General features: G+C 43.0%; 25 protein-coding genes. 14 read left to right on the plus strand and 11 right to left on the minus strand.

Translation table 11 applies throughout. The features are described 5' to 3' along the window. Nucleotides 1–60 precede the first annotated feature (60 nt). Complete coding sequence (locus tag ACZ8ZH_RS01820) at nucleotides 61–660, plus strand: LOG family protein (RefSeq protein ID WP_087527366.1); 600 nt, start codon at nucleotides 61–63, stop codon at nucleotides 658–660. Further along, nucleotides 657–1,061 carry an NUDIX hydrolase gene (locus tag ACZ8ZH_RS01825; RefSeq protein ID WP_086208971.1) on the plus strand — a complete coding sequence of 135 codons (405 nt, stop codon included), beginning with the start codon at nucleotides 657–659 and terminating at the stop codon, nucleotides 1,059–1,061. The genes ACZ8ZH_RS01820 and ACZ8ZH_RS01825 overlap by 4 nt, the downstream gene beginning before the upstream one ends. Here ACZ8ZH_RS01825 and ACZ8ZH_RS01830 read toward each other — a convergent pair whose 3' ends face one another. Together ACZ8ZH_RS01830 and recG are read right to left on the minus strand one after the other, a co-directional pair. Then, complete coding sequence (locus ACZ8ZH_RS01830) at nucleotides 1,062–1,709, minus strand: ComF family protein (protein WP_119064772.1); 648 nt, start codon at nucleotides 1,707–1,709, stop codon at nucleotides 1,062–1,064. It abuts the gene before it with no gap. Continuing rightward, nucleotides 1,696–3,741, minus strand: a complete 2,046-nt coding sequence (gene recG / locus ACZ8ZH_RS01835; RefSeq protein WP_119064774.1) for an ATP-dependent DNA helicase RecG — start codon at nucleotides 3,739–3,741, stop codon at nucleotides 1,696–1,698. The genes ACZ8ZH_RS01830 and recG overlap by 14 nt, the downstream gene beginning before the upstream one ends. 33 nt (nucleotides 3,742–3,774) lie before the next feature. Here recG and ACZ8ZH_RS01840 point away from each other — a divergent pair, with 33 nt between their 5' ends. Both ACZ8ZH_RS01840 and ACZ8ZH_RS01845 read left to right on the plus strand, forming a co-directional pair. Beyond that, nucleotides 3,775–4,590 carry an NAD-dependent epimerase/dehydratase family protein gene (locus ACZ8ZH_RS01840; RefSeq protein ID WP_119064776.1) on the plus strand — a complete coding sequence of 272 codons (816 nt, stop codon included), beginning with the start codon at nucleotides 3,775–3,777 and terminating at the stop codon, nucleotides 4,588–4,590. Between the two features lie 172 nt (nucleotides 4,591–4,762). Further along, entirely contained in the window at nucleotides 4,763–5,023 is a 261-nt protein-coding gene (locus ACZ8ZH_RS01845) for a hypothetical protein (RefSeq protein ID WP_119064778.1), read from the plus strand. Nucleotides 5,024–5,170: 147 nt separating this feature from the next. Here the strand turns inward: ACZ8ZH_RS01845 and plsB are convergent, their stop codons facing one another. Further along, nucleotides 5,171–7,744: a glycerol-3-phosphate 1-O-acyltransferase PlsB gene (gene plsB, locus ACZ8ZH_RS01850; protein WP_470247834.1), complete on the minus strand. Its 2,574-nt coding sequence runs from the start codon at nucleotides 7,742–7,744 to the stop codon at nucleotides 5,171–5,173. Nucleotides 7,745–8,036: 292 nt separating this feature from the next. Here plsB and ACZ8ZH_RS01855 point away from each other — a divergent pair, with 292 nt between their 5' ends. Together ACZ8ZH_RS01855 and ACZ8ZH_RS01860 are read left to right on the plus strand one after the other, a co-directional pair. Continuing rightward, nucleotides 8,037–8,909 (plus strand): acyl-CoA thioesterase, encoded by an 873-nt coding sequence (locus tag ACZ8ZH_RS01855; protein WP_119064780.1) that lies wholly within the window; start codon nucleotides 8,037–8,039, stop codon nucleotides 8,907–8,909. 206 nt (nucleotides 8,910–9,115) lie between these two features. Beyond that, nucleotides 9,116–10,375, plus strand: coding sequence for a dicarboxylate/amino acid:cation symporter (locus tag ACZ8ZH_RS01860; protein WP_119064782.1), 1,260 nt, complete (start codon nucleotides 9,116–9,118; stop codon nucleotides 10,373–10,375). 54 nt (nucleotides 10,376–10,429) lie between these two features. On the opposite strand, the gene ACZ8ZH_RS01865 is transcribed toward ACZ8ZH_RS01860, so the two are convergent. The 8 genes from ACZ8ZH_RS01865 to ACZ8ZH_RS01900 all read right to left on the minus strand — a co-directional run bounded on the left by ACZ8ZH_RS01865 (nucleotide 10,430) and on the right by ACZ8ZH_RS01900 (nucleotide 19,456). Beyond that, nucleotides 10,430–11,374 (minus strand): metal-dependent hydrolase, encoded by a 945-nt coding sequence (locus ACZ8ZH_RS01865; RefSeq protein WP_119064784.1) that lies wholly within the window; start codon nucleotides 11,372–11,374, stop codon nucleotides 10,430–10,432. 140 nt (nucleotides 11,375–11,514) lie between these two features. Then, nucleotides 11,515–12,393 (minus strand): ribosome biogenesis GTP-binding protein YihA/YsxC, encoded by an 879-nt coding sequence (yihA, locus tag ACZ8ZH_RS01870; RefSeq protein ID WP_119064786.1) that lies wholly within the window; start codon nucleotides 12,391–12,393, stop codon nucleotides 11,515–11,517. 103 nt (nucleotides 12,394–12,496) lie between these two features. Continuing rightward, nucleotides 12,497–12,946 (minus strand): RrF2 family transcriptional regulator, encoded by a 450-nt coding sequence (locus ACZ8ZH_RS01875; RefSeq protein ID WP_086208961.1) that lies wholly within the window; start codon nucleotides 12,944–12,946, stop codon nucleotides 12,497–12,499. An 88-nt stretch (nucleotides 12,947–13,034) separates the two neighbouring features. Next, nucleotides 13,035–14,243, minus strand: coding sequence for an NO-inducible flavohemoprotein (gene hmpA, locus ACZ8ZH_RS01880; RefSeq protein WP_086208960.1), 1,209 nt, complete (start codon nucleotides 14,241–14,243; stop codon nucleotides 13,035–13,037). A 339-nt stretch (nucleotides 14,244–14,582) separates the two neighbouring features. Then, the gene (locus tag ACZ8ZH_RS01885; protein ID WP_228146986.1) at nucleotides 14,583–15,530 is read right to left on the minus strand and encodes an AraC family transcriptional regulator; all 948 of its coding nucleotides are present in this window, start codon (nucleotides 15,528–15,530) and stop codon (nucleotides 14,583–14,585) included. A 101-nt stretch (nucleotides 15,531–15,631) separates the two neighbouring features. Further along, nucleotides 15,632–16,462, minus strand: a complete 831-nt coding sequence (locus ACZ8ZH_RS01890) for an oxidoreductase (RefSeq protein ID WP_086208958.1) — start codon at nucleotides 16,460–16,462, stop codon at nucleotides 15,632–15,634. Between the two features lie 196 nt (nucleotides 16,463–16,658). Next, complete coding sequence (locus ACZ8ZH_RS01895; RefSeq protein WP_119064788.1) at nucleotides 16,659–18,239, minus strand: helicase HerA-like domain-containing protein; 1,581 nt, start codon at nucleotides 18,237–18,239, stop codon at nucleotides 16,659–16,661. 8 nt (nucleotides 18,240–18,247) lie between these two features. Further along, the gene (locus ACZ8ZH_RS01900) at nucleotides 18,248–19,456 is read right to left on the minus strand and encodes a PLP-dependent transferase (RefSeq protein ID WP_119064790.1); all 1,209 of its coding nucleotides are present in this window, start codon (nucleotides 19,454–19,456) and stop codon (nucleotides 18,248–18,250) included. A 162-nt stretch (nucleotides 19,457–19,618) separates the two neighbouring features. Between ACZ8ZH_RS01900 and ACZ8ZH_RS01905 the strand changes: the two genes are divergently transcribed. The 8 genes from ACZ8ZH_RS01905 to rplV all read left to right on the plus strand — a co-directional run bounded on the left by ACZ8ZH_RS01905 (nucleotide 19,619) and on the right by rplV (nucleotide 24,034). Further along, a complete protein-coding gene (locus tag ACZ8ZH_RS01905; protein WP_086208955.1) occupies nucleotides 19,619–20,356 on the plus strand; it encodes a type 1 glutamine amidotransferase in 738 nt (245 codons plus the stop codon). Nucleotides 20,357–20,622: 266 nt separating this feature from the next. Further along, nucleotides 20,623–20,934, plus strand: coding sequence for a 30S ribosomal protein S10 (gene rpsJ / locus ACZ8ZH_RS01910; RefSeq protein ID WP_000070912.1), 312 nt, complete (start codon nucleotides 20,623–20,625; stop codon nucleotides 20,932–20,934). 60 nt (nucleotides 20,935–20,994) lie between these two features. Continuing rightward, nucleotides 20,995–21,633 carry a 50S ribosomal protein L3 gene (gene rplC / locus ACZ8ZH_RS01915; RefSeq protein ID WP_086208954.1) on the plus strand — a complete coding sequence of 213 codons (639 nt, stop codon included), beginning with the start codon at nucleotides 20,995–20,997 and terminating at the stop codon, nucleotides 21,631–21,633. Between the two features lie 11 nt (nucleotides 21,634–21,644). After that, nucleotides 21,645–22,247 (plus strand): 50S ribosomal protein L4, encoded by a 603-nt coding sequence (gene rplD, locus ACZ8ZH_RS01920; RefSeq protein ID WP_086208953.1) that lies wholly within the window; start codon nucleotides 21,645–21,647, stop codon nucleotides 22,245–22,247. Continuing rightward, a complete protein-coding gene (gene rplW, locus ACZ8ZH_RS01925; protein ID WP_004691323.1) occupies nucleotides 22,244–22,564 on the plus strand; it encodes a 50S ribosomal protein L23 in 321 nt (106 codons plus the stop codon). The genes rplD and rplW overlap by 4 nt, the downstream gene beginning before the upstream one ends. 11 nt (nucleotides 22,565–22,575) lie before the next feature. Then, nucleotides 22,576–23,400, plus strand: a complete 825-nt coding sequence (rplB, locus tag ACZ8ZH_RS01930) for a 50S ribosomal protein L2 (RefSeq protein WP_004691322.1) — start codon at nucleotides 22,576–22,578, stop codon at nucleotides 23,398–23,400. A gap of 19 nt (nucleotides 23,401–23,419) precedes the next feature. Continuing rightward, a complete protein-coding gene (rpsS, locus tag ACZ8ZH_RS01935) occupies nucleotides 23,420–23,695 on the plus strand; it encodes a 30S ribosomal protein S19 (RefSeq protein ID WP_004281508.1) in 276 nt (91 codons plus the stop codon). A gap of 9 nt (nucleotides 23,696–23,704) precedes the next feature. Further along, a complete protein-coding gene (gene rplV / locus ACZ8ZH_RS01940) occupies nucleotides 23,705–24,034 on the plus strand; it encodes a 50S ribosomal protein L22 (RefSeq protein WP_004691320.1) in 330 nt (109 codons plus the stop codon). Nucleotide 24,035 lies beyond the last annotated feature (1 nt).

Genomic DNA, 24,035 nt, shown 5'->3' on the forward strand with positions numbered 1-24,035 from the left:
GCTAAAAAATATCCATTCATTTTAGTGAAGTTGCATGACAATTAAATATCAGAGTAAAAAATGACAAATTCAATTGCGATCTTTTGTGGTTCCGCATTAGGTTCAGATCAAATCTTTTCAGAAACAGCTCGTCAGGTTGGACACACCATCGCTGAACAAGGCAAAACCTTGGTCTATGGTGGGGGTCGCTCAGGTTTAATGGGTATCGTGGCTGACAGTGCTTTAGAAGCGGGTGGTCAAGTGATTGGTGTGATTCCACACGTGCTGGTGGATCGTGAATTGGCACATCAAGGCCTCACCGAGTTATATGTCGTCAAAGATATGCAAGAGCGTAAACTGAAAATGTCAGCCTTGTCGGATGGATTTATTGCAATGCCAGGCGGTGCTGGGACTTTAGAAGAAATCTTTGAACAATGGACATGGGCTCAACTCGGCATTCACCTCAAGCCAAATGCCTTTTTGAATGTAAATGGCTTTTATGATGATTTAATCAAGTTTCTAAAAATGACAACCAGCAAAGGTTTTACCCATACACGTTTTACCGACAGCCTGATTGTATCGGACTCAGTGAAAACAATTTTAAAGCAAATGGATCAATTCCAAGCACCTGAACCGAAGTGGGGCATGGTTGATCCTGAGTTGTTGGATGTCAAAGCATGAAGGTGATTACGGTTGCTGCAGCCATTATTGTAAATGCACAACAGCAGCTTTTATTGGTGCGCAAGCAAAACACCACGTGTTTTATGCAAGTTGGCGGTAAGCTTGAGCCAAATGAAGCACCTGAGCAAACCATGCTGCGTGAGATTCAGGAAGAAATAGGCACAGATGCGATTATTAAACAGTTTGTCGGTCGTTTTGAAACAGCCACAGCTAACGAGCCTGATTTTAAATTGGTCAGCTACGTTTACCATGTTCAGCTTCAGCAAGCGCCACAGATTGCGGCTGAAATTGCGGAAATGAAGTGGCTGAACTTGGATGATCAACAAACTGCACTTGCACCGTTAACCACAGAGGTGGTCATCCCTTGGGTGCGGGAACATTTGCTGATTGAAGTCGTTTAACTATTCCAGTGCGTAGGCAATACACGCGGCGCTGACTTTATGACAACCTAATTGTTCAAGTTGTAAAGTCAGGGCCTGAATGGAGCTGCCTGTGGTCACGACATCATCCAAAATCAAAACACGTCGGTAACGTTTTGCATATTGGCGTTGCTGTGGATCAATTTTAAATTGCTGCTGAATGTGATCTAAGCGTTCTAGTCGACTGAGTCCTTTTTGCGAATGTTGATGCAGCCGAATCACAGGTTGCCAAATGGGAACATTTAGCTGCTTGGCTAAGTCTTTGGCGAGGATCATTGATTGGTTATAGCCACGTTCCGCTAAACGTTGGCTCGAAATCGGCATCGGAACAATTGCTTGCACTTTAGGTAAGCGAATTTGCTGAAGAATGCCTGAAAGTAAAGGTTGCCAATGCAGTTGTTGTTCATATTTGAACTGCTGAATCAAATGATCTAAAGGATATTGATACTGTCCTGCGACATGAATACTCAGCGCTTGCTTTTCAATGGTTTGTGGATGCAGAGGAAGCTGTTGCCAGCAGTCCAGACAGACCGAGTGCAGATCTGCACGTACAATGCCACACAACTGACAAGGCTGTGTTTTGTGTAAAAACTGTTTGGCGGTGTGCAGTAAATGCCTAAACATAGGCATAGCGTGGTGCTTCAGGCAGCCAGCGTTTCAGTAAGGCTTCGGCATTTCTAGGATAGTCTTTTAAAATCTGAGCTGCGACAAAGTGGGCTTGATTGAGCAAATGATCATCGCGTTCTAGTTTGGCTACACGAAAGCCCATATCCCCGGTTTGTTTGGTGCCGAGTAATTCACCCGGGCCACGAATTTCCAAATCTTTTTCGGCAATTAAAAAGCCATCATTGGTTTCACGCATGATGCGTAGGCGTTCTTGCCCATTTTGAGATAGCGGGTTTTTATACAATAGTGCACAAAAACTGGCTTTGGCACCTCGACCGACACGGCCACGTAATTGGTGCAATTGAGACAGTCCTAAACGTTCCGCATTTTCAATCACCATGATCGAGGCATTTGGTACATCGACCCCCACTTCAATCACTGTCGTAGCAATCAACAGTTGTAATTGATTGGCTTTAAACTGTTGCATCACGGCTTGTTTTTCATCGGCTTTCATTTTGCCATGTACGAGGCCAATGTTGAGCTCGGGGAAGCGTTCTTTAATTTCTAAATAGGTCGCTTCAGCGGCTTGGGCATCTAAGGTTTCAGACTCTTCAACCAAGGTGCAGACCCAGTAAGCTTGTTTTCCTTCTAGACAGTTACTGGCAATACGTTGCAGGACTTCTTCACGGCGGTCGAGTGGAATGGTCACGGTTTGAATCGGCGTTCGTCCGGGTGGAAGTTCATCAATCACGGACGTATCTAAGTCTCCATAGGCGGACATGGCTAAAGTTCGTGGAATCGGCGTTGCGGTCATGACCAATTGATGTGGGGTCATATTCTGCGCACCTTTATTACGCAGGGCTAAGCGCTGATCGACCCCGAAGCGGTGCTGCTCATCAATAATCACCAGCCCGAGTTTGGCAAAGCGGACATTGTCTTGAAACAAGGCATGCGTACCCACCACCAGATGCGCCGTGCCGTCAACAATGGCTTGTTCGGCTGTGGCACGGGCTTTGCCTTTTTGTTTACCTGAAAGCCAAGATACACTGAGTCCCAAAGGCTCAAACCATTTTTTAAAATTGAGATAATGTTGTTCCGCCAAAATTTCAGTCGGTGCCATTAACGCCACTTGCCAACCTTCTTCTAAGGCATGACAGGCTGCGACGCCTGCGACCAAGGTTTTGCCTGCACCGACATCGCCTTGAACCAAACGTAACATCGGTTTATTGAGTTTTAAGTCGTGTACAATTTCTTTGGAGACGCGCTTTTGTGCATTGGTCATTTCAAAAGGCAGGCTACTGAGCAGTTGTTTGGCAAACTGACGACTGGCAGAAATACGTGGGGCTTCAATCTGTTGGATATAGGCACGACGGCTTAATAGACTGACCTGATGCGCAACCAACTCTTCAAAAATCAAACGTTGCTGGGCAGGATGTGAGCCTTGGCTCAGTTGCAGCATATTGGCATCTACAGGAGGGTGGTGGATGTAGTCCAATGCCTGTTTAAGGGCATAGCCATTGGTAAATTTTGCGGGCAGTAGTTCAGGTAAATCATCACTGTGCTTGGCGAGAGCCTGTTTGATGTATTCACGAAACTTCGGTTGAGTCAGCCCTTCTGTACTGGGATAAATCGCAGTCAGTTGAGTTTGTGGAAGTGGCGTATGCTCTGTAATGAGTTGAATTTCAGGATGATACATTTCCAAGCCACGCGCGCCCACGCGGACTTCACCAAAAATACGCAGACGATTACCGATCTTTGCGCGGTCCGTTAAGCCTTTATAAATATGGTAAAAGCGTAAAGTCACTTTGCCAAAGTCGTCTTGCAGTCCAATCGCCATTGATTTTCGTTTACCCGGCGGAAAGTCCACACCTTGAATCGTGCCTTCGAGTAAGTAGCTACGCCCAACCGTCAATTGGTTCATGGGGATGATCGTGCTACGATCTTCATAGTCTCGTGGCAGATGAAACAACAGATCATCTGTAGTGAAGAGATTCAACTTTTCAAGTAGTGCAGCAGAGGCAGATCCGACCCCCTGCAACTGATGGACTGCAGCCATGTCCCCTCAACTTTGTCTGTGATTTGGTGCTAAATGCATATTTTATTTATAGGTTATGGTAAAACATCTCAGCGTGTTGCTAAACAGTTATTTCAGCAAGGCCACCAAATTACCACAATTAGCCGAAGTCCGAAATCCGATGATTGGGCTGAGCATTTAACTCAAGATATTCATCAGTTGGATCTGTCCCAAGTCGTACCGGTTGATGCTGTGTATGTCTTACTCTCGCCTGAGGGCAGTACGGTGGAGGCGTATCAGCGAACTTTTGTAGACTCGATTGCACCCATGCTACATGCCTTAAAAAGCCATCCTTTAAAAAAAGTGATCGTGGTTTCTTCCTCGCGTGTATATGGTGAAAGTGCGGGCGAGCGAGTTGATGATGACACTTGTCCCCAACCGAGCGATGTGCAAGGGCAGGTACTATTAAACATGGAGGCAGCATGGCAACAGGCTTATCCATCTGAATGTGTGATTGTGCGTCCAACAGGAATTTATGGAACCTCAGTTAGTCGTATGATTAAACTTGCAGAAACTACAAAGTCTTATCCAAAACTGCATTGGTCGAACCGAATTCATATTGAGGATTTGGCTGCTTTTCTAGCGCATTTGCTTCACGTGGAACATACTGAAAAGTCTTACATTTGTAGCAATAACCAACCGCTACCTTTACATGAAATCATTCAATGGTTTCAACAGCAGTTAGGGCTACCAACTTTGGTGTTAGAAAGTGATGTGCCTTCAGGCAAGCAAATTTATGCTACGCGGATGCAGCTGATGAATTTTGGATTACGGCATCCACATTGTATTGATGATTATTTGGCATTGTTAGAAGAGCGTGAGTCAAAATAATTTTTAACTTTGACTAATGAAAAATGGCTGTGGAACGTGAAGAATCATGACAAATCCGTTCTAGTGTGCTGAACCTTAGAGTGGATTTAATTAAGATTCTGATACTTATAAGAAAATTTTAATAATTTGTATGATGTTGATTTTAGATAATTTAAAAATGGGGGGATGATATATGTGGTTTCTAATAATATCTGTAAGTTTAATTTGTATTAGTGAATTTTGGATTAAAAGTCGAAAACCAGATGTAGCAAAAGATGATAAAAAGATGCAACTTATAAGAGCAACATTATTAGCCATAACTTCTCCTCTCTTAGCTATAGGACTACTTTCATTAAGAGGAGATGATATAGGTGAAAATGTATGGTTCATGATTTTATTAACTATAGCTTTTATGGGCATAGCAATAAAAAAAGCAATTGACTTAAGAAAATAATGCCTAGAGTAATTTTATGTTGAGAATACATATAGGCTACGCCCATTTAACATAATGGCGCTTATACGCAATAGAACTTAATTTTTATTCATAGACTTACAGTATAGGCACCTACCTTTTGTAGATACCTATGCTTTTAAAAAGAAGTTACTTCTTCTTACGTTTCAAACGTTTCTTCGCTTGTTCAGCAGCGACTTTGTCTAGCGTGTCTTTTAGCTCTTCATCGCTGAAAGTGGTGATGTGTTGCAACATTTGTAGCGTGACATCATCTAACACTAAGTTGGCATATTGCGCAACGTTTTGGAAGTTCTCATCAAACACAATCGCGTTGTCCGAGTTAGTGCTGATATAACCTTGTTGCGTGAGCACTTTAATAAAGCTCTGGAACAGGGCTTTATCAAAGAATTCAGGTGAATTGAACTCATATAAGACAGACAGACGTTGACCCACCAAATGACTGAGCTCTTCAACCTGACGTGCTGAAATGTTCCCAGAACCGCGCTGTGTAATCAGCGCAAGCGTCATGTAGTAACGCTCAAGACTCTGCATGACTGGCGCTGCCAAAACTACCAATTGGTTATGGTCTTCGCTGTTTGGAGCAGGGGAAATCAAGTGACCTTCGGCATCTTCAGAAATCAGCTTGGCTTGAATCAAACCATCTACATAGGCACAAATTTGGTCTTTGAGCTCAGCATCTTCCCATTTTAAAAACAGTTCTGCTTTTAAAAATGGATAGAGCGTGCGAATCACATTGATTAAATCACCACGGCCAATGGTTCCATTGTGTTCAACCAAAGCGGCAACGAGTGATGGCAATACAAAGGCATGCAAAATGTTATTACGGAAGTAGGTCAGCAGTACCGCTTGATTGTCCGCAATCGCAATGATGTCGCCCAGTACGTGATTGACGCGTTTGATCAGTTTCAGCTTTAAACCATAAGCAATGATTTCTTTACCTGATAATGGCGTGACCAAGAGGCGCTCATCATAAGGAAGTGTGGTTAACAACTTGCGATAGGTATCAAGCTGTTTGATACAGATTTCTTCATCAAGCGTATGCTTCTCAGTAGCCAACAGAACCAAAGACAGTAATGAAACAGGGTTCACCACAGCGGCACGGTTAATATTTTCTAAAATCGCATGTGCAGAACTATTCACAGCATCAGAGACTTCTTGCGGAATCGGATCATCATTTTTAGCAATGTGTACATTCTCAGCGCCATGCTTTTTCAGCATGTCATCTAAGAAGACTGGTTCGCCAAAGTTGAGATGGACTTTACCGAAAATACGTTCAATTTTGCGTAAAGTTTGCAGAATTCCAAAGACAGACTCTGCTTCTTTCGGTTTACCGTTCATCTCACCGACGTAGGTTGCACCTTCCATCAAGCGTTCATAACCGATATAGGTCGGAACAAAGACAATCGGTTTGGCACGACCACGCAAGTGACTGTGCACCGTCATCGCCAACATGCCTGTCTTTGGTGGTAGCAGACGACCTGTACGTGAACGACCACCTTCGATGAAGTATTCTAAAGGCGTGTTACGCGACAAAATACTGTATAGGTATTCTTTAAAGACCGAAGTATAGAGCGCGTTACCGCGGAAGGTACGGCGAATAAAGAATGCACCGCCACCACGTAAAATTTGCCCAACAAATGGCATATTCAGGTTATCGCCTGCGGCAATATAAGGCACCATCAAACCACGGTTATACACCACATAAGACAGCAGTAAATAGTCGATATGGCTACGGTGACATGGGGTATACACAATTTCATAATCTTTTGCCAACTCACGAACCGTATTGAAGTTATGGACTTCAACCCCGTCATAGAGCTGCGTCCATAAACGTGCTAGCGCCATTTCAGCAAAACGGATGGTGGAATGTGAATAGTCCGATACGATTTCATTGACATAACCAATGGCACGACGCTCTGCATCCAACATGCTAATTTTGCCGCGGATACTTTCACGACGAATGGCATCTTGTACATCATTAGCTTTAATCAATGAATGCATCACGTTGCGGCGGTCTGAAAGGTCAGGGCCGAGTACTGCTTCACGGTGTGCATCGAGCTGATTATTTAGGGTGTTTAGAATATACGTTGCAGGCGATAAGTTCGGATAGGTGGTTTTTGCAAAGTCAATTAAAGCACGTAAAGACTGACTTTCATGGAACTCTAAAAATGACTGGCGACCATGTAAACCGATATTCATCAGCTGTTTCACTGTACTTGGTGTCGCCCAAGTGTCAGTAAATAACAATTTAAACCAAGAGTCTTCTTTATCTGGTGAACGCCCCCACAGTACCGTCACAGGCACCAGCTCTACGTCTAAGTCGGGTTGTTTTTCTAAAGCTTCAACCAAACGTAAAAGACGTGGTGGAAAGGTGTGGGATAGAGCGTTAAGTAAATTATTTTCATCGTTATGTTGTAGAAACACGATTGATGCTTTTTCTTGATGTGTACCCAAGACTAAAGGGTCTAGTGCAGGGGAAAGCTTTAAGCGACGTGTTTCACCATCCACCAACAGCGCATTACTGCGAGAGTGGTTTTGGAGTACATAACAGACAATTTTTTTGGGATGGTCTGAAGCTGCTGAGTCAGCATCGTTTGCTGTCGGTTCTGTTGGAACCTCACCCAATACATGTGGGGTTACGATTAGGTCAAGAAGCTTACTTGAAAGCTTTCTATACATTTGACCAAAGCCACTTTTGGACATATACACTCCTGCTTAAATGACCATTCCCGCAGTTTGCCTGAAGGGGTATTTATTTTGCGTAATTGTAAACATAAACCGTATGTCATTTCCTGACAAATTTGTTTTATATGGTGAATTTTATCGTTAAAAATCGTATTTTTAGTCAAAAATAACGAAAAAAAGTTGTGACATCTCAGTCAAGCAATCTCTAGGGTTTTAGTCAGAATTTATGGCAAAATAGGTTTTATACTCTATATATGATACCTATTACTTTACAGAAATATTGGGTATCTCACCATTAAGTAGGTTGTTTATGAATGCTTTAACCCAAGAGTTGGTTGAATTACTGAGCCTCGAAAAAATTGAGGAAAACATCTTTCGTGGACAAAGCCGTAATTTGGTTGGGAAGCGTGTTTTTGGTGGGCAAGTCTTAGGTCAGGCACTGCGTGCAGCATCATATACCACAGATCGTCCTGCACACTCTTTACATGCGTACTTTTTATTTGGTGGTGACGTAAACGCACCGATTATCTATGAAGTCGATCGGATTCGTGATGGGCGTAGTTTCGTCAGCCGTCAAGTGCGTGCCATTCAACATGGTAAAACTATCTTTATGTGTATGGTGTCTTTTGCTGACAATGAAGAAGGGCTGAACTATCAAATTAGCGAACCTGAATACCCAGCACCAGAGTCGCTAAAGTCTGAGGCTGAACTGAAAAAGATGATGGTAGAATTTGTGCCTGAAAATGTACGTGCAAGTTTTATGCGAGATCGGCATGTGGAGATTCGTCCCATCAATCCACAAAACCCATATCAACCGCAGCCAGAAGCGCCTGTCTATGCACACTATATTCGTACGCATGACCGCATTGCAATTGAGGTGGATGAGGTTTCGTTACATCAAGCGATTGCGGCATTCTATTCAGACTTTACCTTAATGACTACGGCACTGCGTCCACATGGTTTAAGCTATTTGTCTCCAAGTTTGCAGTGTGCGAGTATCGACCATGCTATGTATTTCCATAAACCCTTTCGCGTAGATGAGTTTATGCTATATGACATGGACGCCACAGTGAGTGCCAGTTCACGTGGTTTAAACTTTGGTCGGATGTGGCAAAATGGTGAGCTGGTGTGTAGTACTACGCAAGAAGGTTTGATTCGGCTCCGTGAAATCGAAGCCCAATAAAGCCTGAGTATAGAAAAAGCTGAGTGATATGACTCAGCTTTTTTTATGACTGAAAGGTGGTTAGAGTTGAGCTTGAATTGTCATGGTCTCGCCTTTTGAGCAGAGGCATATAGAGAAATGTGCAGTACTTGTGACAAAAAAATCCTCGATTCTAGCCGATTCACATGGCATAGTTTCCCAAAGAAATCTTTGAAAAGCATGAAGCTATGAGCTTAAATACGCAAATTCTAATTGCAGCGATCTTTGGGGTCATCTTCGGGTTTGTTTTAAATCTATTTCCTGAAACCGCTTTTTTAGAAATGAGTTTGTATGGAATTGGAGTGGTCAGTAGTATTTTTATCGGTTTATTAAAAATGCTTCTGATTCCCCTCATTTTTAGCTCAATTGTGGTGGGGGTATCCAACTTACAGGCGGGCGGACAGCTCTCCCGTGTTTGGAAAATTACGGTGGCATGCTGTGTCACTACCACGACATTGGCCTTGATATTGGGTTTAAGCTGCGCGCATTTATTTGAAGTCGGCAAAGGTGTCGATATTGCCATGTTCCAAGATGCCATCGCGAATCATCAAACTCCAGATACCCTCACTCCATCTTCGTTCTTCACCAACTTTATTCAAAATACGTTGATTAACCCGTTTAAAGCTTTTGCCGAAGGCAATGTTTTGGCGGTGGTGGTTTTTGCGTTGTTCATAGGTGTGGCACTGGTTAAAGGTGGAGAGCAATTCCGTACCGTGCGTAAGCTGAGTCAACAGTTCTTTGACATCATGATGCTGATGATTGGGTGGGTGATGAAACTGGCACCACTGGGAATTTTTGCCTTACTCGCCAAATTGATTGCCACTGAAGACATTTCGGTATTGAGCCGTTTGGCTGAGTTTGCGGCTGTGGTAACGGGCACCACCATTTTTCATGGTCTGGTGGTTTTGCCACTATTGCTGTGGATTTTTGGCAAGATGAATCCGATCACCTTTTTTAAAGGCACGCGTGTGGCCTTAATTACTGCTTTTGCCACCAGTTCAAGCTCGGCGACTATGCCTTTATCACTGAAATGTGCGCAAGAAAATCTCGGTGTACGTCCGCAAACGGCGGGCTTTGTGATTCCATTGGGGACGCAGCTCAATATGGATGGTACTGCACTGTATGAGGCGGCGGCAGCTTTGTTTATTGCCAACTTGATGGGACTCGATTTGACCTTGAGTCAACAGTTGGTGGTGTGTCTGACCGCGATGATTGCTTCTTTAGGAGCTCCCGGGATTCCGAGTGCAGGTATGGTCACCATGATTATGGTCTTGCAGTCTGTCGGGCTTCCTGCGGAAGCGATTGCGATTTTATTGCCGATTGATCGCTTACTGGATACTGTGCGTACCGTGGTCAATGTACAAGGCGACATGATGATTAGTGTGGTGGTCGATCGACATACCCAAGATCTGGATGCACCTTTACCGAATTTATCAAATTCATCTTAAGTCTTGCTCTAGAATAAAAAAGCAGCCGATTGAGCTGCTTTTTTTATTTTGGATTTAAGCGACTTTGAGCATGGCACGTTTTGCCGCAGGGGATTGGTCTAAGTAGGTAATCGCATCTTCTGTTTTGGCTTCGTGTACAGGGTCATACCATGGCACCAAATAGCCGAACTGTTGTGACACTAACCAGAGCGGGCTTGGTAGTACTTGATGATTCCGCTTGGAAATAGAGAACCATTCACGCCAAATCCAAGGTTTAAACAGACTGGGTTGAATCGACTTAAAGCGGTCATCTTGTTTCATAATATGGGCTGCACCATCGACCCATAAACCCAGAACGGCAGCAATCACGACGAGACTCAAATAATAACGTGCAATATAGCCACCGCCTAAATGTCGGTACAAATCAAATGCGACGGTACGGTGTTCAATTTCTTCTGCGCCGTGCCATTTCACTAAGTCCAGCATGGAAGGGTCTGCACCCATTTTCTCCCATTCAGTGTTATACAGTGCATATTTTCCAAGGACACAGGTCATGTGTTCCACCGTTGCAATAATGCCAAGTCGAAACAAATCCCACTGGTGTTCAAGTGCTTTGGGTACAGTTAGATCAAGGGGTTTATCGGCCAGTAATTTTCCAAATAAGAAATCCATCAACTCTAGATTACGGGAGACATCAATCTTTCTTTGGCTGAGATACTCTTTATTGGCTGAGTTGTGTGCTTGCGCATGCATGGCTTCTTGGCGGATAAAGGCTTGTACATCTTGCTTCAGCTTTTCATCGCTAATTTGCGGTAAGACTTTGTTGTAGAGGCGGCAGAACCAGAACTCACCTGCGGGTAGGATCATATTAATTTCATTGATGAAATAGCTGGCAAAAGGTTGGTTGGGAATCCAATCAATCGGGCTGTCTTGCCATTCAAATTTAACTTTGCGGGGCTTAATGGTGTAGGCAATCGAGGAGCGAATTTTGTTTTTTTTCAATCGAGACCATAATTTCATATGCTGACCTATTTTTATATGTGTTGAACTTTTTCACGAGTTGAATAAATTCAGTATAAAAAAAAGTCCCCGATTGTGATTAGCAATAGGGGACACAGATACAGCAATAGATGATGCTTTTATTGAATGGCGTTTAAAACTTAAGCCTCAGACTGTGGTTTGGTTTCAACATCGCCTTTGGTTTCAATACGATCTTCAGCGTCAATATCCATAGCTACTTCAGTATCTTCATCGAATTCGTCTGCATCCAGCTCATCGGCTGTCGCATCTGGAATGCTGCTTAAGTCAAAGTGTTGGGCTTGGTCTAACGTAAAATTGAGTCGTCCGCCCATCACACTCGCCAGTTCTTCTAGGCCTTGTTTGTTGAGGGAAGAGAACAATTGAATCGAGAAATCAAGTTTCATCTTTTTCAATTGGGCTTTAACTTCTTGTAATGCTTTAGAGGCAGGGCCACGGTTGAGTTTGTCGGACTTGGTGAGTAGTACATGCACAAACAATTTACGCGAATAAGCCCATTCCAACATCATCACGTCAAAGTGCTGTAGCGGATGACGAATATCCATCAACAAGACTAAACCTTGTAAGCTTTTACGTTGAATTAGGTAGTTTTCTAACTCTTTTTGCCATACGATTTTCATCGCTTCAGGCACAGCTGCATAACCATAGCCAGGTAAGTCGACCAGACGTTGGTCAGGATTACCTAGACTGAAAAAGTTAATCATCTGCGTACGACCTGGTCTTTTCGAGGCACGAGCTAATTGCTTTTGGTTGGTTAAGGCATTGATAGCACTAGACTTACCTGCATTTGAACGACCTGCAAAGGCAATTTCATAACCTGTATCTTCAACACACAGGTTGAGCTTCGGGGCACTCATTAAAAACTCTGCTTTACGCAGCCAGTTGAGAGCGCGCACAGCATATTCAGTAACTGCAGAATCTACCTTTTTTTCATAGCTAATTTTTTGCTTTGGGGCAGCAGCAATCTTACTGTTTTTGGATTTTCCTCGGCTGTGGTGCATAACTCAACTTCAATTTATGATCTACAATCAGCCATTATAATAGAAGTCGGGCAGGCAATCGACCTTTGCAACATAAAGTCGGCAATCTTGTCGAGAAAAGACTTCAGTCTACAAGATTGATCAAGCTAATCGGGGAGTGTGTTGCAAACTTATTCTGCGAAGGGGTACCAAGCACATCAGCTAGGGTGTATTGGTCTAAGCTGTTGTAAAACTCATCTAAGGCATTATCTAAAATACCTTTCAGACCACAGTTAGAGCGGAGTACACAGGGCGGGGTATTGCATTCAACTATGTTTTGATCGGCTTGTAAAACCCGCACAATCTGCCCTAGTCTTAAATGTAGGGTTTCTGGGTTGAGTCGAATCCCACCACCACGACCGCGTGCGGTAATAATCCATTGCTGCTTTGCCATAAAATGCACGATTTTCATCAAGTGATTTTCAGACACTTGAAGTGCTTGAGCCAGTTCTGCAATGGTATGTGGCAGCGCTTTCGGCTGAGAGACATACATCAGAATTCGCAAAGCATAATCTGTAAATTTATTGAGCTGCATGAGGGTATTAATCGTCGATACGCAAAAAACAAAGGGCTAGTCTAGCATAACCTGACTAACCCACTCTATTTTATGCCGATGGCATCAGTTAGTGATGAACACCACCTGTACCAAAAGCTTCACTGTGGATATTTTCGGCAGGAACACCACGGGCAATCAGAGCTTTTTGTTGCTCAGCCATAAATGGCATTGGACCACATAAATAATAATCTGCTTGCGTTGGTAGAATCGCACTATCAATGGTACTCAAATCAAGACGACCTTTCGCATCAAAGTCTTGACCTAAAATATCACTTTGATGTGGAAACTCGTAAGCAGTAAAGGTACTTAGGCGAGGGTACTTCGCTTTTAAGTCATGAATGTGCTGTTTCATGGCATGCACTTGTTTACTACGACATGCATGAATGAAGGTTACAGGCTCAGGCATATCTAAAGTCACCAATTGATTCAGCATTGCCACCATTGGGGTGAGACCCACACCACCACTAATAAAGACATTACGTTTGTTTGGATCAATCAGGTAGAAGTTACCTGTTGGTGCAGAGACTTCAATTTCGGCACCAACGTCCAGACCATGTAGAGTATTTGAAACCCAGCCTGCAACCAAGTCGCCTTTTTCATCTTCACGTTTAACTGAGATGCGTAAATAATCTGCTTGAGGACTCGTTGAAAGGGTGTATTGGCGTGGTTGTTTTAGGCCAAGTTCTTCAACAAATACACGTACTGAAATGTACTGACCCGCTTCATATTGTGGTAAATCACCACCGTCTACAGGGGCAAGATAGAAAGACGTGATTTCTTCACTTTCAACCACTTTTTTCGCGATTTTAAAGTTGCGCCAGCCTAACCAACTTCCTTTGGTTTGTTGATGCTGTTCATAAATTGCTTTTTCGGTGCTAATGAATAAGTCAGCCAACTGACCATAAGCAGCAGCCCACGCACCAATTAAAGGGTCTTCCATTGAAATACTTAAAACTTCGCTGATGGAATGTAGCAGATTTTCCCCAACAATATTGTAATCAGGAGCTTGAATATTCAAGCTCACATGTTTATGTGCAATCAGCTCAACCACTGGAAGCAATACAGAAGGATCTTCAATGTTTTCGGCATAAGCTAACACTGCGCCAGCCAAAGCTTGAGCTTGAGCACCGCTGCGTTGGTGACCCATATTAAAGGTTTCTTTTAAAGCAGGGTTATTACCTAACATGCGGTTATAAAAATAACCTGTGAGCGCGACACCGTTTTCACGGAGGACAGGAACAGTTGCTTTTACAAGGTCAATTTGCTGCGGAGTCATGGTTGATCTCTCTTGGCTATCATTTATAAGATGTATTAAAAATATACCTTTAAAGATGTAATGTAAATACATCTTTATGCTAAAAGGATAAAATATTTTCAGGCGTATAGGAAAGTTTTTGATGTGATGGTGAATTCTTTAACATTTTTAATATCTTAGTTTGCTCTTTTGGGATGTTTATTATTGCGCCTATAGGAATGTTTTATATTTCTATGAAACATTATATGGAATTGATGTTTCATTTAGCGTTTCTTCAACTGATTACGTAGATTTTCTTTAGTGTTCAATGGTGACAAGGCGTGAGGTATTAATTCATCAAGAGGTCTTTTTATTATTTGATTATGAATAGCGATGTCGAAAAGCATAGGGAGTTTCGCCTGTCCATTTTTTAAAGGCGCGAGCAAAAGAGTTCACTTCTTGAAAACCGAGTAGATAAGAGACCTCACTAGGGCTAATTGAGGAGCAGGTGAGATAGTGTTCGGCTAGAGCTTGGCGCGTGTTATCCAAAATGCTTTGGAAGTTGGTCTGCTCTTCCTCTAAAAGTCGTTGTAAGCTACGCTTACTGAGCGCCAGTTTTTCTGCGACATCCTCAATTCGGCTAAATCCAGCAGGTAAATTTTCTAGTAAAATTGTTTTTACTTTTTCTTGGGTTTGCACCGCATTGTTTAAATTCAGCAGATTTTGTCTGAGATTGGGCTCAAAAAATGCCCACATGGTTGGGTTTGCTGTCAAGAAGGGTTTGGTGCAGTCTACGTGTGAAAAACTGATCGAAATTTTTGAGCCTTTCTTTGGGGTGACACCAAAGTAGTCTCGATAGGGCGCGAGTTGTTCGGGGAGCTCAGGTAAAGTGATTGCTAGTGGTATAATATGGCTACGCAGGCATAATCGTGCCAACTGCGTAAAAAAGACCAATTCTGTCAGTATCAGACTTTGGGGAATGGCTGCGCCGACTTGATAGAACTCAATGTCTAAGCGCATTTGCTGAGCATCGGTCGCTGTATTTAGATGAATAGGACCAATCAATTTTTTAAACAGCGCTATGCGTTCCAAAGCAACGCTTAAATTGGGGCTGCATATACACGCAAAAATGGCGGGATCGAAAAGTTCTACTGAGAGCATTTGCCCGATTTTAAGCGGTAAATGCTCAATATTTGCAATATGCTCAACAGCTTCCCAAAATTGAAAATAATGTTGTGGTGTGAGTTCCATTTTTTCACGGTTAAACGCATCTAATGGCAGGGCAGCTTGTCGAACTACATCTTCAGGTCGGATGCCTAAATCGATCAAAAAAAGCCTCCAATTAGGTTGCAGTACAAACTTTGTTGCATATTTCATGGCGGCAACCCCTGCATTAGATATTGCGATTTCATGTGAATGAGTCGCTGGCTTTATTTAACGACTGACATGACCATCATATCGAAAATACGATCCCCAAACCATTTGCGCACAAAAATCATGAGTTTGGCATACTTGCCACCCACATATCGGGTCTTTGGTTGCTTTGCATTAACGGCTTTTATCAACATATCGACCACGACTTGTACATCTGAGAGCTCACCTTTACGCACCGATTCATTGGTAGCATGGGCAACCGATTGCGCCATGTGGGCATAAGCACCTGTACCTGAACGTGAGAGCATGGGTTGGAGCATGACGTCGGCAAATTCAGTATTAATCGCACCGGGTTCGATCACAACCACATCAATATTAAAAGCTTTCAGCTCTAGACGTAGGCAATCTGACCAGCCTTCAACAGCATGTTTACTGGCATGATACCAACTGCCGAGCGGCGTATAAATTTTGCCACCCATAGAGGAGATGTTGATGATGCGCCCTTTATTTTTTTGGCGCATGGCGGGCAAAACTTGTTGGGTCAATTCAGCCATGCCAAACAGATTCACTTCAAATTGATAGCGGGCGTCTGCAATCGACGTATCTTCCATGGCACCGTATAAGCCAAATCCTGCACAGTTAATCAGGATATCGACACCTTGGGTTTCTCGTTCAATCTGTTGGATGACTTGATGAATATCTTCAGATCGGCTGATGTCCATTTTTAATGTACGAGCGCCGAGTATTTTTAGCTCATTCATTGCTTCAAGACGACGTGCTACAGCATATACGAGGGCGCCTTGTTGTAATAAGGCGCGTGTAAATGCTCTACCCATGCCTGATGATGCGCCTGTAATTAATACCACTTGTTCTTGGGCTTTATTCATTTCACTATCCTCAATACTTTGTTGATCTAACTTGATGATTGAATTTTAGTGATTGAGTCCAGCTTTCTGACATCCGATCATGCCAAGTTATATGCAGATGACGTCATGTTGTAATGGAGTATTTAATCGTCGTACATAAAAAACGTCACCAAAAATTGGTGACGTTGAATGAAGGTTGTAAGCAGTTAGGCGCGCATTACTTACCAAAAATAGACCCTAAAATACCACGCATAATTTTCTGTCCAGTACTGCCACCCAGACTACGTGCTGCACTTTTGGCAAAGGTTCCGACTGTGTCTTGAATTAGCTTCTCACGCTGTTTAGCTGAGCGCTCAGCTTCTTTTTGCTGTTCTTTGGCAACACGCTCCTGTTCACGCGCTTGTTGTTTGGCAATTGCTTCCGCTTCTTTGGCTTGTTGTTTTGCGAGCTGCTCTTGTTCTTTGGCTTGTTGTTTTTCTTGCTCTATCTGTACCGCTTGTTGTTGGCGTTCAGCGACTTTGTTTTGTAACAATTCAAAGGCACTTTCGCGGTCTAATGTTTTCTCATAAATGCCAGCGACAATACTTTGTGAGATTAAGACCTGACGTTGTTCAGGGCTAATCGGGCTGAACGATGAGTAGGGAGGCATGACCCATGCACGTTCTACAATTTGCGGTGTACCTTGCTCATCAAGGCAGCTAATCAGCGCTTCCCCGACAGCTAGTTCGGTAATGGCTTGTTCAACCTTAAATTCAGGATTGGCACGGAAGGTATCTGCTGCTGTTTTTACAGCCTTTTGGTCTTTTGGGGTGAAAGCACGCAACGCATGCTGAATACGGTTACCCAACTGCCCCAAAACGCTTTCGGGTAAATCAAGAGGATTTTGGGTGACAAAGTAGATCCCCACACCTTTAGATCGAATTAGACGGACCACCTGTTCAATTTTTTCTTGTAGTGCTGCACTGGCATTATCAAACAATAAATGCGCTTCATCAAAGAAGAACACCAGTTTAGGCTTGTCCATATCACCCACTTCAGGGAGCTGTTCAAACAGTTCGGAGAGCATCCACAATAAAAAGGTTGCATACAACTTCGGCGTATTCATCAGCTTGTCTGCAGCTAAAATATTGATATAGCCGTGTCCATTACTGTCGGTTTGAATAAAGTCGAGAATATTTAAGCTAGGTTCACCAAAGAATTGATCACCACCTTGGTCGGCTAGAGCCAGTAAATTGCGCTGAATGGCACCAAGACTAGCAGGCGATAGATTGCCATATTCTGCTTTAAACTCAGCAGCATGTTCGCTGACATAGCTAATCATGGCTTTTAAGTCTTTAAAGTCGATCAATAGTAGACCTTGATCATCCGCAATACGAAACACCGCAGAAAGGACACCTTCCTGAGTATCATTTAAATTCAGCATGCGCGCTAGAAGTAATGGGCCAATTTCTGTAATTGTTGTACGAATAGGATGACCTTGTTCAGCAAATAAATCCCAAAACACTACAGGGGATGCGGCAAACGGAATACTATCAATACCTAAGCTTTTGATGCGTTCATCAAACTTAGCATTGGCTGTTCCTGCTTGGGCTAAGCTTGAAACATCACCTTTGGCATCAGCGAGAAACACGGGTACACCGAGTCGTGAAAAACTTTCAGCTAATACTTTTAAAGTGATGGTTTTGCCTGTCCCTGTTGCACCAGCAATTAAGCCATGGCGGTTAGCAAATTTTGAATGTAGAACCACGTCTTGTTGGGTATCACTGGTTTTTTTTGCAATGATAATCGGTGTACTCATATTTCTTCCTATTCGGTTTTCTTGTGATGGCTATTCAATTGTTTTAGTGCGTTTTCTATATCTTGAATTAAATCGTTAGGATGTTCCAGTCCTATACAAAAGCGAACCAATAAACCTTGTTGTAAATGTGTATGTTCAAGCAGACGCATGTCTTTGAGATCATAGAGCATCACTAAACTGACGGGACCACCCCAGCTAAAACCCAGTTTAAACAAAGACAAGGCATCACAAAAATGACGAACATCTTGTAAGTTAAACTCTGGTTTAAAAATCACACTGACCAAACCTGCACTGTGTTGTTCTATGCAAATATCTTTCCAGAAGGAGTGACCTGCAGTATTCGGATCTGCTGGGTGTAAAACTTGTACAAATTCAGGTCGTTGCTTTAGCCAAGTGAGGAGTTGTATTGCACTTTGAGACTGTGCGGCATAGCGAACACGCATCGAGGCCAGACTGCGCTGCACTTGAGCAACATCATCTCCCGATACACAAATACCTTGAATGGCATGCATTCGAAATAATTGATGGTGCAAATGTTGCTTACGTGTGACCACAGAACCCATCAAGATATCACCGCCACCGCTGGGGTACTTGGTTAGGGCATGTACGGTCATATCGACACTTAAATGTGCATCACTAAAATCAAAAGCATTAAAGGCAAGACCTGCTCCCCAAGTATTATCCAAAGCGGTGAGTATGTTATGTGCTTCTGCCTTTTTAACAAGTCCAACTAAATCGGGAAACTCTAAGGTGACTGAGCCTGCTGCCTCTAACCAGATTAGTTTTGTTTTTTCCGTTGGTTGAAATGAGTTCACATCAATGGCGTTATAGACTTTGACCGTAATGTCATAGCGCTTTTCCAGATTGCGCAGATGCTCCATGTTCGGACCATAAATATTGTCTGCCACCCAAACTTCATCACCCTGACTGAGAAAACATGAATTGACTAGATTAATGGCGGATAAACCACTGGGTGCCAGTAAGCAATATTTACCCCCTTCAATTTGTGCAATGTTATCGCCCAATGTGAATGTGGTAGGAGTGCCATGGGTGCCATAACTGTAATCATATTCATCTGTCCAATGGCGATTAAATAGTGCATCGGTATTTTTAAAAATGATCGTTGATGCACGATAGAGGGGAGGTTGAATGGTTGAAATGGATTGCGGGGCTTGTCTTGGTGCATGGATTAAAGCGGTTTGCGGATTTTTCTTCACGAATCGACTCAACATAAAGCGCTAAATTGTTTTAGCTTAAGAGAAAGTGATGAAATAGGCTAGAAAATTGAGTAAATGTAAGTAAAGCTCAGCAAAATAAAAAAGTTGGCTTCAATTTTGCTAAACCATCTGAAGAGATAGCATAAAAGAAGGCTTAAGCGCATGAAGTCGCATTTAAAAGTACATTATTTTCAGCATATTGCTGGTGAAGGGTTCGGTAGTTGTTATGAATATTTGAAAAAGCAAGGTGCTGTTATAAGTGCAACGGAGTTTTTTGCATTACCCGTTGATCAGGCTCTGGAAATTGAAGCTTTACCCAACATTGAAGATGTGGATTTACTTATCATTATGGGGGGAACAATGAGCGTTAATGATGAAGTAAATTATCCATGGCTAAAGATAGAAAAACGTTGGTTACGTCGGTATTTGGCATCAGGTAAACCTGTCATTGGGCTATGCTTAGGGGGGCAGTTGATTGCAAATGCACTTGGGGCTGCTGTGAGTCGAAATGAACAACAGGAACTAGGTTGGACAACAGTACGGAAAATTCAACATGTGCCAATAGAATGTTTTGAGCTACCCGAACAATTTAATGTAATGCAATGGCATAGCGAAACGTTTGAAATTCCTAAAGGAGCTATTCATTTGGCAGAAAATACCATCTGTCGTAATCAAATGTACCAAATTGGCAAAAACGTATTGGGTTTTCAGTTTCACCCAGAAATCACACCTGAAACATTAGACTTATTTTTAGAGAATGATGATGAGTTGAGTAAATTTTCAGGGCGTTATGTCACCGCAGAAACAGAATTGAAAAAAACACCTAAATTAAATTTTATTGAAGGAAATCAGATTCTTAATAGGGCTATTGAATATGTGCTCCGACAAACAATATATTGATGATTTTTTAAGCTACTGAAAATGCAAACAAATTGAAAATATTGTAAAAACTCGAAAATCAATTTGCTTATGCATTAAACAATGGCTATAATGAGCGACCCTTTAATGAAAGGGGGTTGGCTACGAATAAAGTAGTTAACATCGTGACAGTCGTGGCATCGATCATGACCTTAGTGATATTTCACTGCTCTTGACACTTACCTTAAATAGTGGGGTGAGATGCGTCAAGAGTGATTCTTTATATATTTGGCTTGGAGTTTACTGGTATGTCTAACCAGAGAATTCGTATCCGTCTTAAGTCTTTTGATCACCGTCTAATTGATCAATCAGCTCAAGAAATCGTAGAAACAGCAAAACGTACTGGCGCACAGGTTTGTGGTCCAATTCCAATGCCTACACGCATTGAACGTTTTAACGTTTTAACATCACCACACGTTAATAAAGATGCGCGTGACCAATACGAGATCCGCACTTACAAACGTTTGATCGACATCGTTCAACCTACAGACAAAACTGTAGATGCATTGATGAAGTTGGATCTTGCAGCTGGTGTTGATGTTCAGATCGCATTGGGTTAAGGCTTTCGGGTTAATTAACGCTCTAAGTTAATTAGGCCGCTTTTTTAGAGGTTTATGCACATGGCTATTGGTTTAGTCGGTCGCAAGTGCGGTATGACACGTATCTTTACAGATGCTGGTGTTTCTGTGCCTGTTACAGTGATTGAGGTTGATCCTAACCGCATCACTCAAATCAAAACGCTTGAAACTGATGGTTATCAAGCGATTCAAATCACTACTGGTGAACGTCGCGAATCTCGCGTAACTAACGCTCAGAAAGGTCACTTCGCTAAAGCGGGTGTTGCTGCTGGTCGTTTAGTTCAAGAATTCCGTGCAACAGAAGCTGATCTTGAAGGTCGTGAAGTTGGTGGAACTATCGGTGTAGACTTGTTTACAGTGGGTCAAGTTGTTGACGTAACTGGTCAGTCGAAAGGTAAAGGTTTCCAAGGTGGTGTTAAGCGTTGGAACTTCCGTACGCAAGACGCAACTCACGGTAACTCAGTTTCTCACCGTGTTCTAGGTTCTACAGGTCAAAACCAGACTCCTGGTCGCGTATTCAAAGGCAAAAAAATGGCTGGCCATTTAGGTGCTGAACGCGTAACTGTACAGGGTCTAGAAATTGTATCTATCGACGCAGAACGTTCAGTTTTAGTAGTAAAAGGTGCGATTCCTGGCGCTACTGGCGGTGACGTAACTGTTCGTCCTACGATCAAGGCCTGAGGGGAAATAACGTGAATTTAAATACTGTTTCCGGCTCTGCTGTTGAATTATCAGAAGTTGCGTTCGGTCGTGAATTCAATGAAGCTCTTGTACACCAAGTTGTTACCGCTTATTTAGCTGGTGGCCGTCAAGGTTCAAAAGCTCAGAAATCACGCGCAGACGTTTCTGGCGGTGGTAAAAAGCCATTCCGTCAAAAAGGTACTGGTCGCGCTCGTGCGGGTTCTATTCGTAGCCCAATCTGGGTAGGTGGTGGTAAAACTTTTGCTGCTCGCCCACAAGATTGGTCTCAAAAAGTTAACCGCAAAATGTACCGCGGTGCAATGCAATGTATCTTAGCTGAACTTGTTCGCCAAGATCGTCTAGTATTAGTTGAAGAGTTTGCTGTTGCTGCTCCAAAAACTAAAGAGTTGCTTGCAAAACTTAACGACTTGAATGCTACTCGCGCATTGATCGTTACAGAAGCTGTAGATGAGAATCTATACCTTGCAGCGCGCAACATTCCACACGTTGATGTGGTTGATGCTGCTGCTATCGATCCTGTTAGCTTGATCGCGTTCGATAAAGTTGTTATGTCTGTAGCTGCTGCTAAGAAAATTGAGGTAGAACTCGGATGAACAACGAACGTATCTATCAAGTCCTACAAGGACCTGTATTCTCAGAAAAAGCACAAGTTTTAGGCGAAACTGCTGGTGTTCAAGTTTTTAAAGTTGCACTTGATGCAAACAAACTTGAAATCAAAAAAGCGGTTGAGCAATTGTTTGGTGTTCAAGTTGTTAAAGTTAACACAACGATCACTAAAGGTAAGACTAAACGCTTTGGTAAAACATTAGGACGTCGTTCTGATGTTAAAAAAGCATACGTCACCCTGAAAGCTGGCCAAGATGTTGAAATGGCTGACTTGGGCGATACCGCTGAAAGCGCAGCGGAATAAGGACGAGAATTATGCCAATTCAAAAATGTAAGCCAACGTCTCCTGGACGTCGCTTTGTAGAGAAAGTCGTTCACGACCATCTTCACAAAGGCGCGCCTTATGCTCCGTTGGTTGAAGCTAAAAAACGTACTGGTGGTCGTAATAACAACGGTCACATCACGACTCGTCACGTTGGTGGCGGTCACAAGCAGCACTATCGTCTAGTTGACTTCAAACGTAACAAAGATGGTATTCCTGCAACTGTAGAGCGTATTGAATACGATCCTAACCGTACAGCACACATTGCACTAGTATTGTATGCTGATGGTGAGCGTCGCTACATCATCGCGCCTAAAGGCCTTCGCGCTGGCGATAAAGTTCAATCTGGTAACGATGCACCAATTCGTCCAGGTAACTGTTTACCGCTTCGCAACATGCCTATCGGTTCTACTCTTCACAACATTGAACTTAAAATTGGTAAAGGCGCGCAATTAGCTCGTTCTGCTGGTACTTCAGTTCAGTTGTTGGGTCGTGACGGTTCTTACGCCATCGTTCGTTTACGTTCTGGTGAAATGCGTAAAATTCACGTTGAGTGCCGTGCAGTTCTTGGTGAAGTTTCTAACCAAGAAAGCAACCTTCGTTCACTTGGTAAAGCAGGTGCAGCACGCTGGCGTGGCGTTCGTCCTACCGTTCGTGGTATGGCGATGAACCCAGTAGATCACCCGCACGGTGGTGGTGAAGGTCGTAGCAAAGGTATTCAACCTGTAAGCCCATGGGGTCAAAAAGCTAAAGGGTACAAAACACGTACCAATAAGCGTACGACTAAGATGATTATTCGCGACCGTCGCGTTAAGTAACAAGTAAAGGAATCTGACAATGCCTCGTTCTCTGAAAAAAGGCCCATTCGTCGATGCGCACTTGTTCGCTAAGGTTGAAGCGGCTATCGCGGCTAATAACCGTAAGCCGATCAAAACTTGGTCGCGTCGTTCGATGATCCTCCCAGATTTTGTTGGTTTAACAATTTCTGTACATAATGGCCGTAACCATGTTCCAGTGATCGTATCTGAACATATGGTTGGTCACAAACTTGGTGAATTCGCGCCAACTCGTACCTATCGTGGTCACGGTGTTGACAAGAAATCTAAACGTTAAGGTGCTATGATGGAAGTTACTGCTAAATTACGCGGTGCCGCTATCTCGGCACAAAAAACTCGTTTGGTTGCAGACCTAATCCGTGGCAAATCTGTTGCTCACGCGCTTAATATTCTTAACTTTAGCAACAAAAAAGCTGCAGTTTTGGTTAAAAAAGCATTGGAATCTGCGATTGCAAACGCTGAACACAATAACAGTTTAGATGTAGACGACCTTAAGGTTACTACGATTTACGTTGATGAAGGCACTAGCCTTAAGCGTATTATGCCACGTGCTAAAGGCCGTGCAGATCGTATTACTAAGCGTACTTGTCACATTACCGTTAAGGTAGGGGTTTGAT

It is taken from the genome of Acinetobacter sp. SW-226, assembly GCF_055632855.1.

What these genes read in the sequence shown, in the direction of transcription:
- ACZ8ZH_RS01820 (WP_087527366.1), top strand. Translation starts at nt 61, where the DNA reads ATGACAAATTCAATTGCGATCTTTTGTGGTTCCGCATTAGGTTCAGAT.
- ACZ8ZH_RS01825 (WP_086208971.1), top strand. Translation starts at nt 657, where the DNA reads ATGAAGGTGATTACGGTTGCTGCAGCCATTATTGTAAATGCACAACAG.
- ACZ8ZH_RS01830 (WP_119064772.1), bottom strand. Translation starts at nt 1,709, where the DNA reads ATGCCTATGTTTAGGCATTTACTGCACACCGCCAAACAGTTTTTACAC.
- recG (WP_119064774.1), bottom strand. Translation starts at nt 3,741, where the DNA reads ATGGCTGCAGTCCATCAGTTGCAGGGGGTCGGATCTGCCTCTGCTGCA.
- ACZ8ZH_RS01840 (WP_119064776.1), top strand. Translation starts at nt 3,775, where the DNA reads ATGCATATTTTATTTATAGGTTATGGTAAAACATCTCAGCGTGTTGCT.
- ACZ8ZH_RS01845 (WP_119064778.1), top strand. Translation starts at nt 4,763, where the DNA reads ATGTGGTTTCTAATAATATCTGTAAGTTTAATTTGTATTAGTGAATTT.
- plsB (WP_470247834.1), bottom strand. Translation starts at nt 7,744, where the DNA reads ATGTCCAAAAGTGGCTTTGGTCAAATGTATAGAAAGCTTTCAAGTAAG.
- ACZ8ZH_RS01855 (WP_119064780.1), top strand. Translation starts at nt 8,037, where the DNA reads ATGAATGCTTTAACCCAAGAGTTGGTTGAATTACTGAGCCTCGAAAAA.
- ACZ8ZH_RS01860 (WP_119064782.1), top strand. Translation starts at nt 9,116, where the DNA reads ATGAGCTTAAATACGCAAATTCTAATTGCAGCGATCTTTGGGGTCATC.
- ACZ8ZH_RS01865 (WP_119064784.1), bottom strand. Translation starts at nt 11,374, where the DNA reads ATGAAATTATGGTCTCGATTGAAAAAAAACAAAATTCGCTCCTCGATT.
- yihA (WP_119064786.1), bottom strand. Translation starts at nt 12,393, where the DNA reads ATGCACCACAGCCGAGGAAAATCCAAAAACAGTAAGATTGCTGCTGCC.
- ACZ8ZH_RS01875 (WP_086208961.1), bottom strand. Translation starts at nt 12,946, where the DNA reads ATGCAGCTCAATAAATTTACAGATTATGCTTTGCGAATTCTGATGTAT.
- hmpA (WP_086208960.1), bottom strand. Translation starts at nt 14,243, where the DNA reads ATGACTCCGCAGCAAATTGACCTTGTAAAAGCAACTGTTCCTGTCCTC.
- ACZ8ZH_RS01890 (WP_086208958.1), bottom strand. Translation starts at nt 16,462, where the DNA reads ATGAATAAAGCCCAAGAACAAGTGGTATTAATTACAGGCGCATCATCA.
- ACZ8ZH_RS01895 (WP_119064788.1), bottom strand. Translation starts at nt 18,239, where the DNA reads ATGAGTACACCGATTATCATTGCAAAAAAAACCAGTGATACCCAACAA.
- ACZ8ZH_RS01905 (WP_086208955.1), top strand. Translation starts at nt 19,619, where the DNA reads ATGAAGTCGCATTTAAAAGTACATTATTTTCAGCATATTGCTGGTGAA.
- rpsJ (WP_000070912.1), top strand. Translation starts at nt 20,623, where the DNA reads ATGTCTAACCAGAGAATTCGTATCCGTCTTAAGTCTTTTGATCACCGT.
- rplC (WP_086208954.1), top strand. Translation starts at nt 20,995, where the DNA reads ATGGCTATTGGTTTAGTCGGTCGCAAGTGCGGTATGACACGTATCTTT.
- rplW (WP_004691323.1), top strand. Translation starts at nt 22,244, where the DNA reads ATGAACAACGAACGTATCTATCAAGTCCTACAAGGACCTGTATTCTCA.
- rplB (WP_004691322.1), top strand. Translation starts at nt 22,576, where the DNA reads ATGCCAATTCAAAAATGTAAGCCAACGTCTCCTGGACGTCGCTTTGTA.
- rpsS (WP_004281508.1), top strand. Translation starts at nt 23,420, where the DNA reads ATGCCTCGTTCTCTGAAAAAAGGCCCATTCGTCGATGCGCACTTGTTC.
- rplV (WP_004691320.1), top strand. Translation starts at nt 23,705, where the DNA reads ATGGAAGTTACTGCTAAATTACGCGGTGCCGCTATCTCGGCACAAAAA.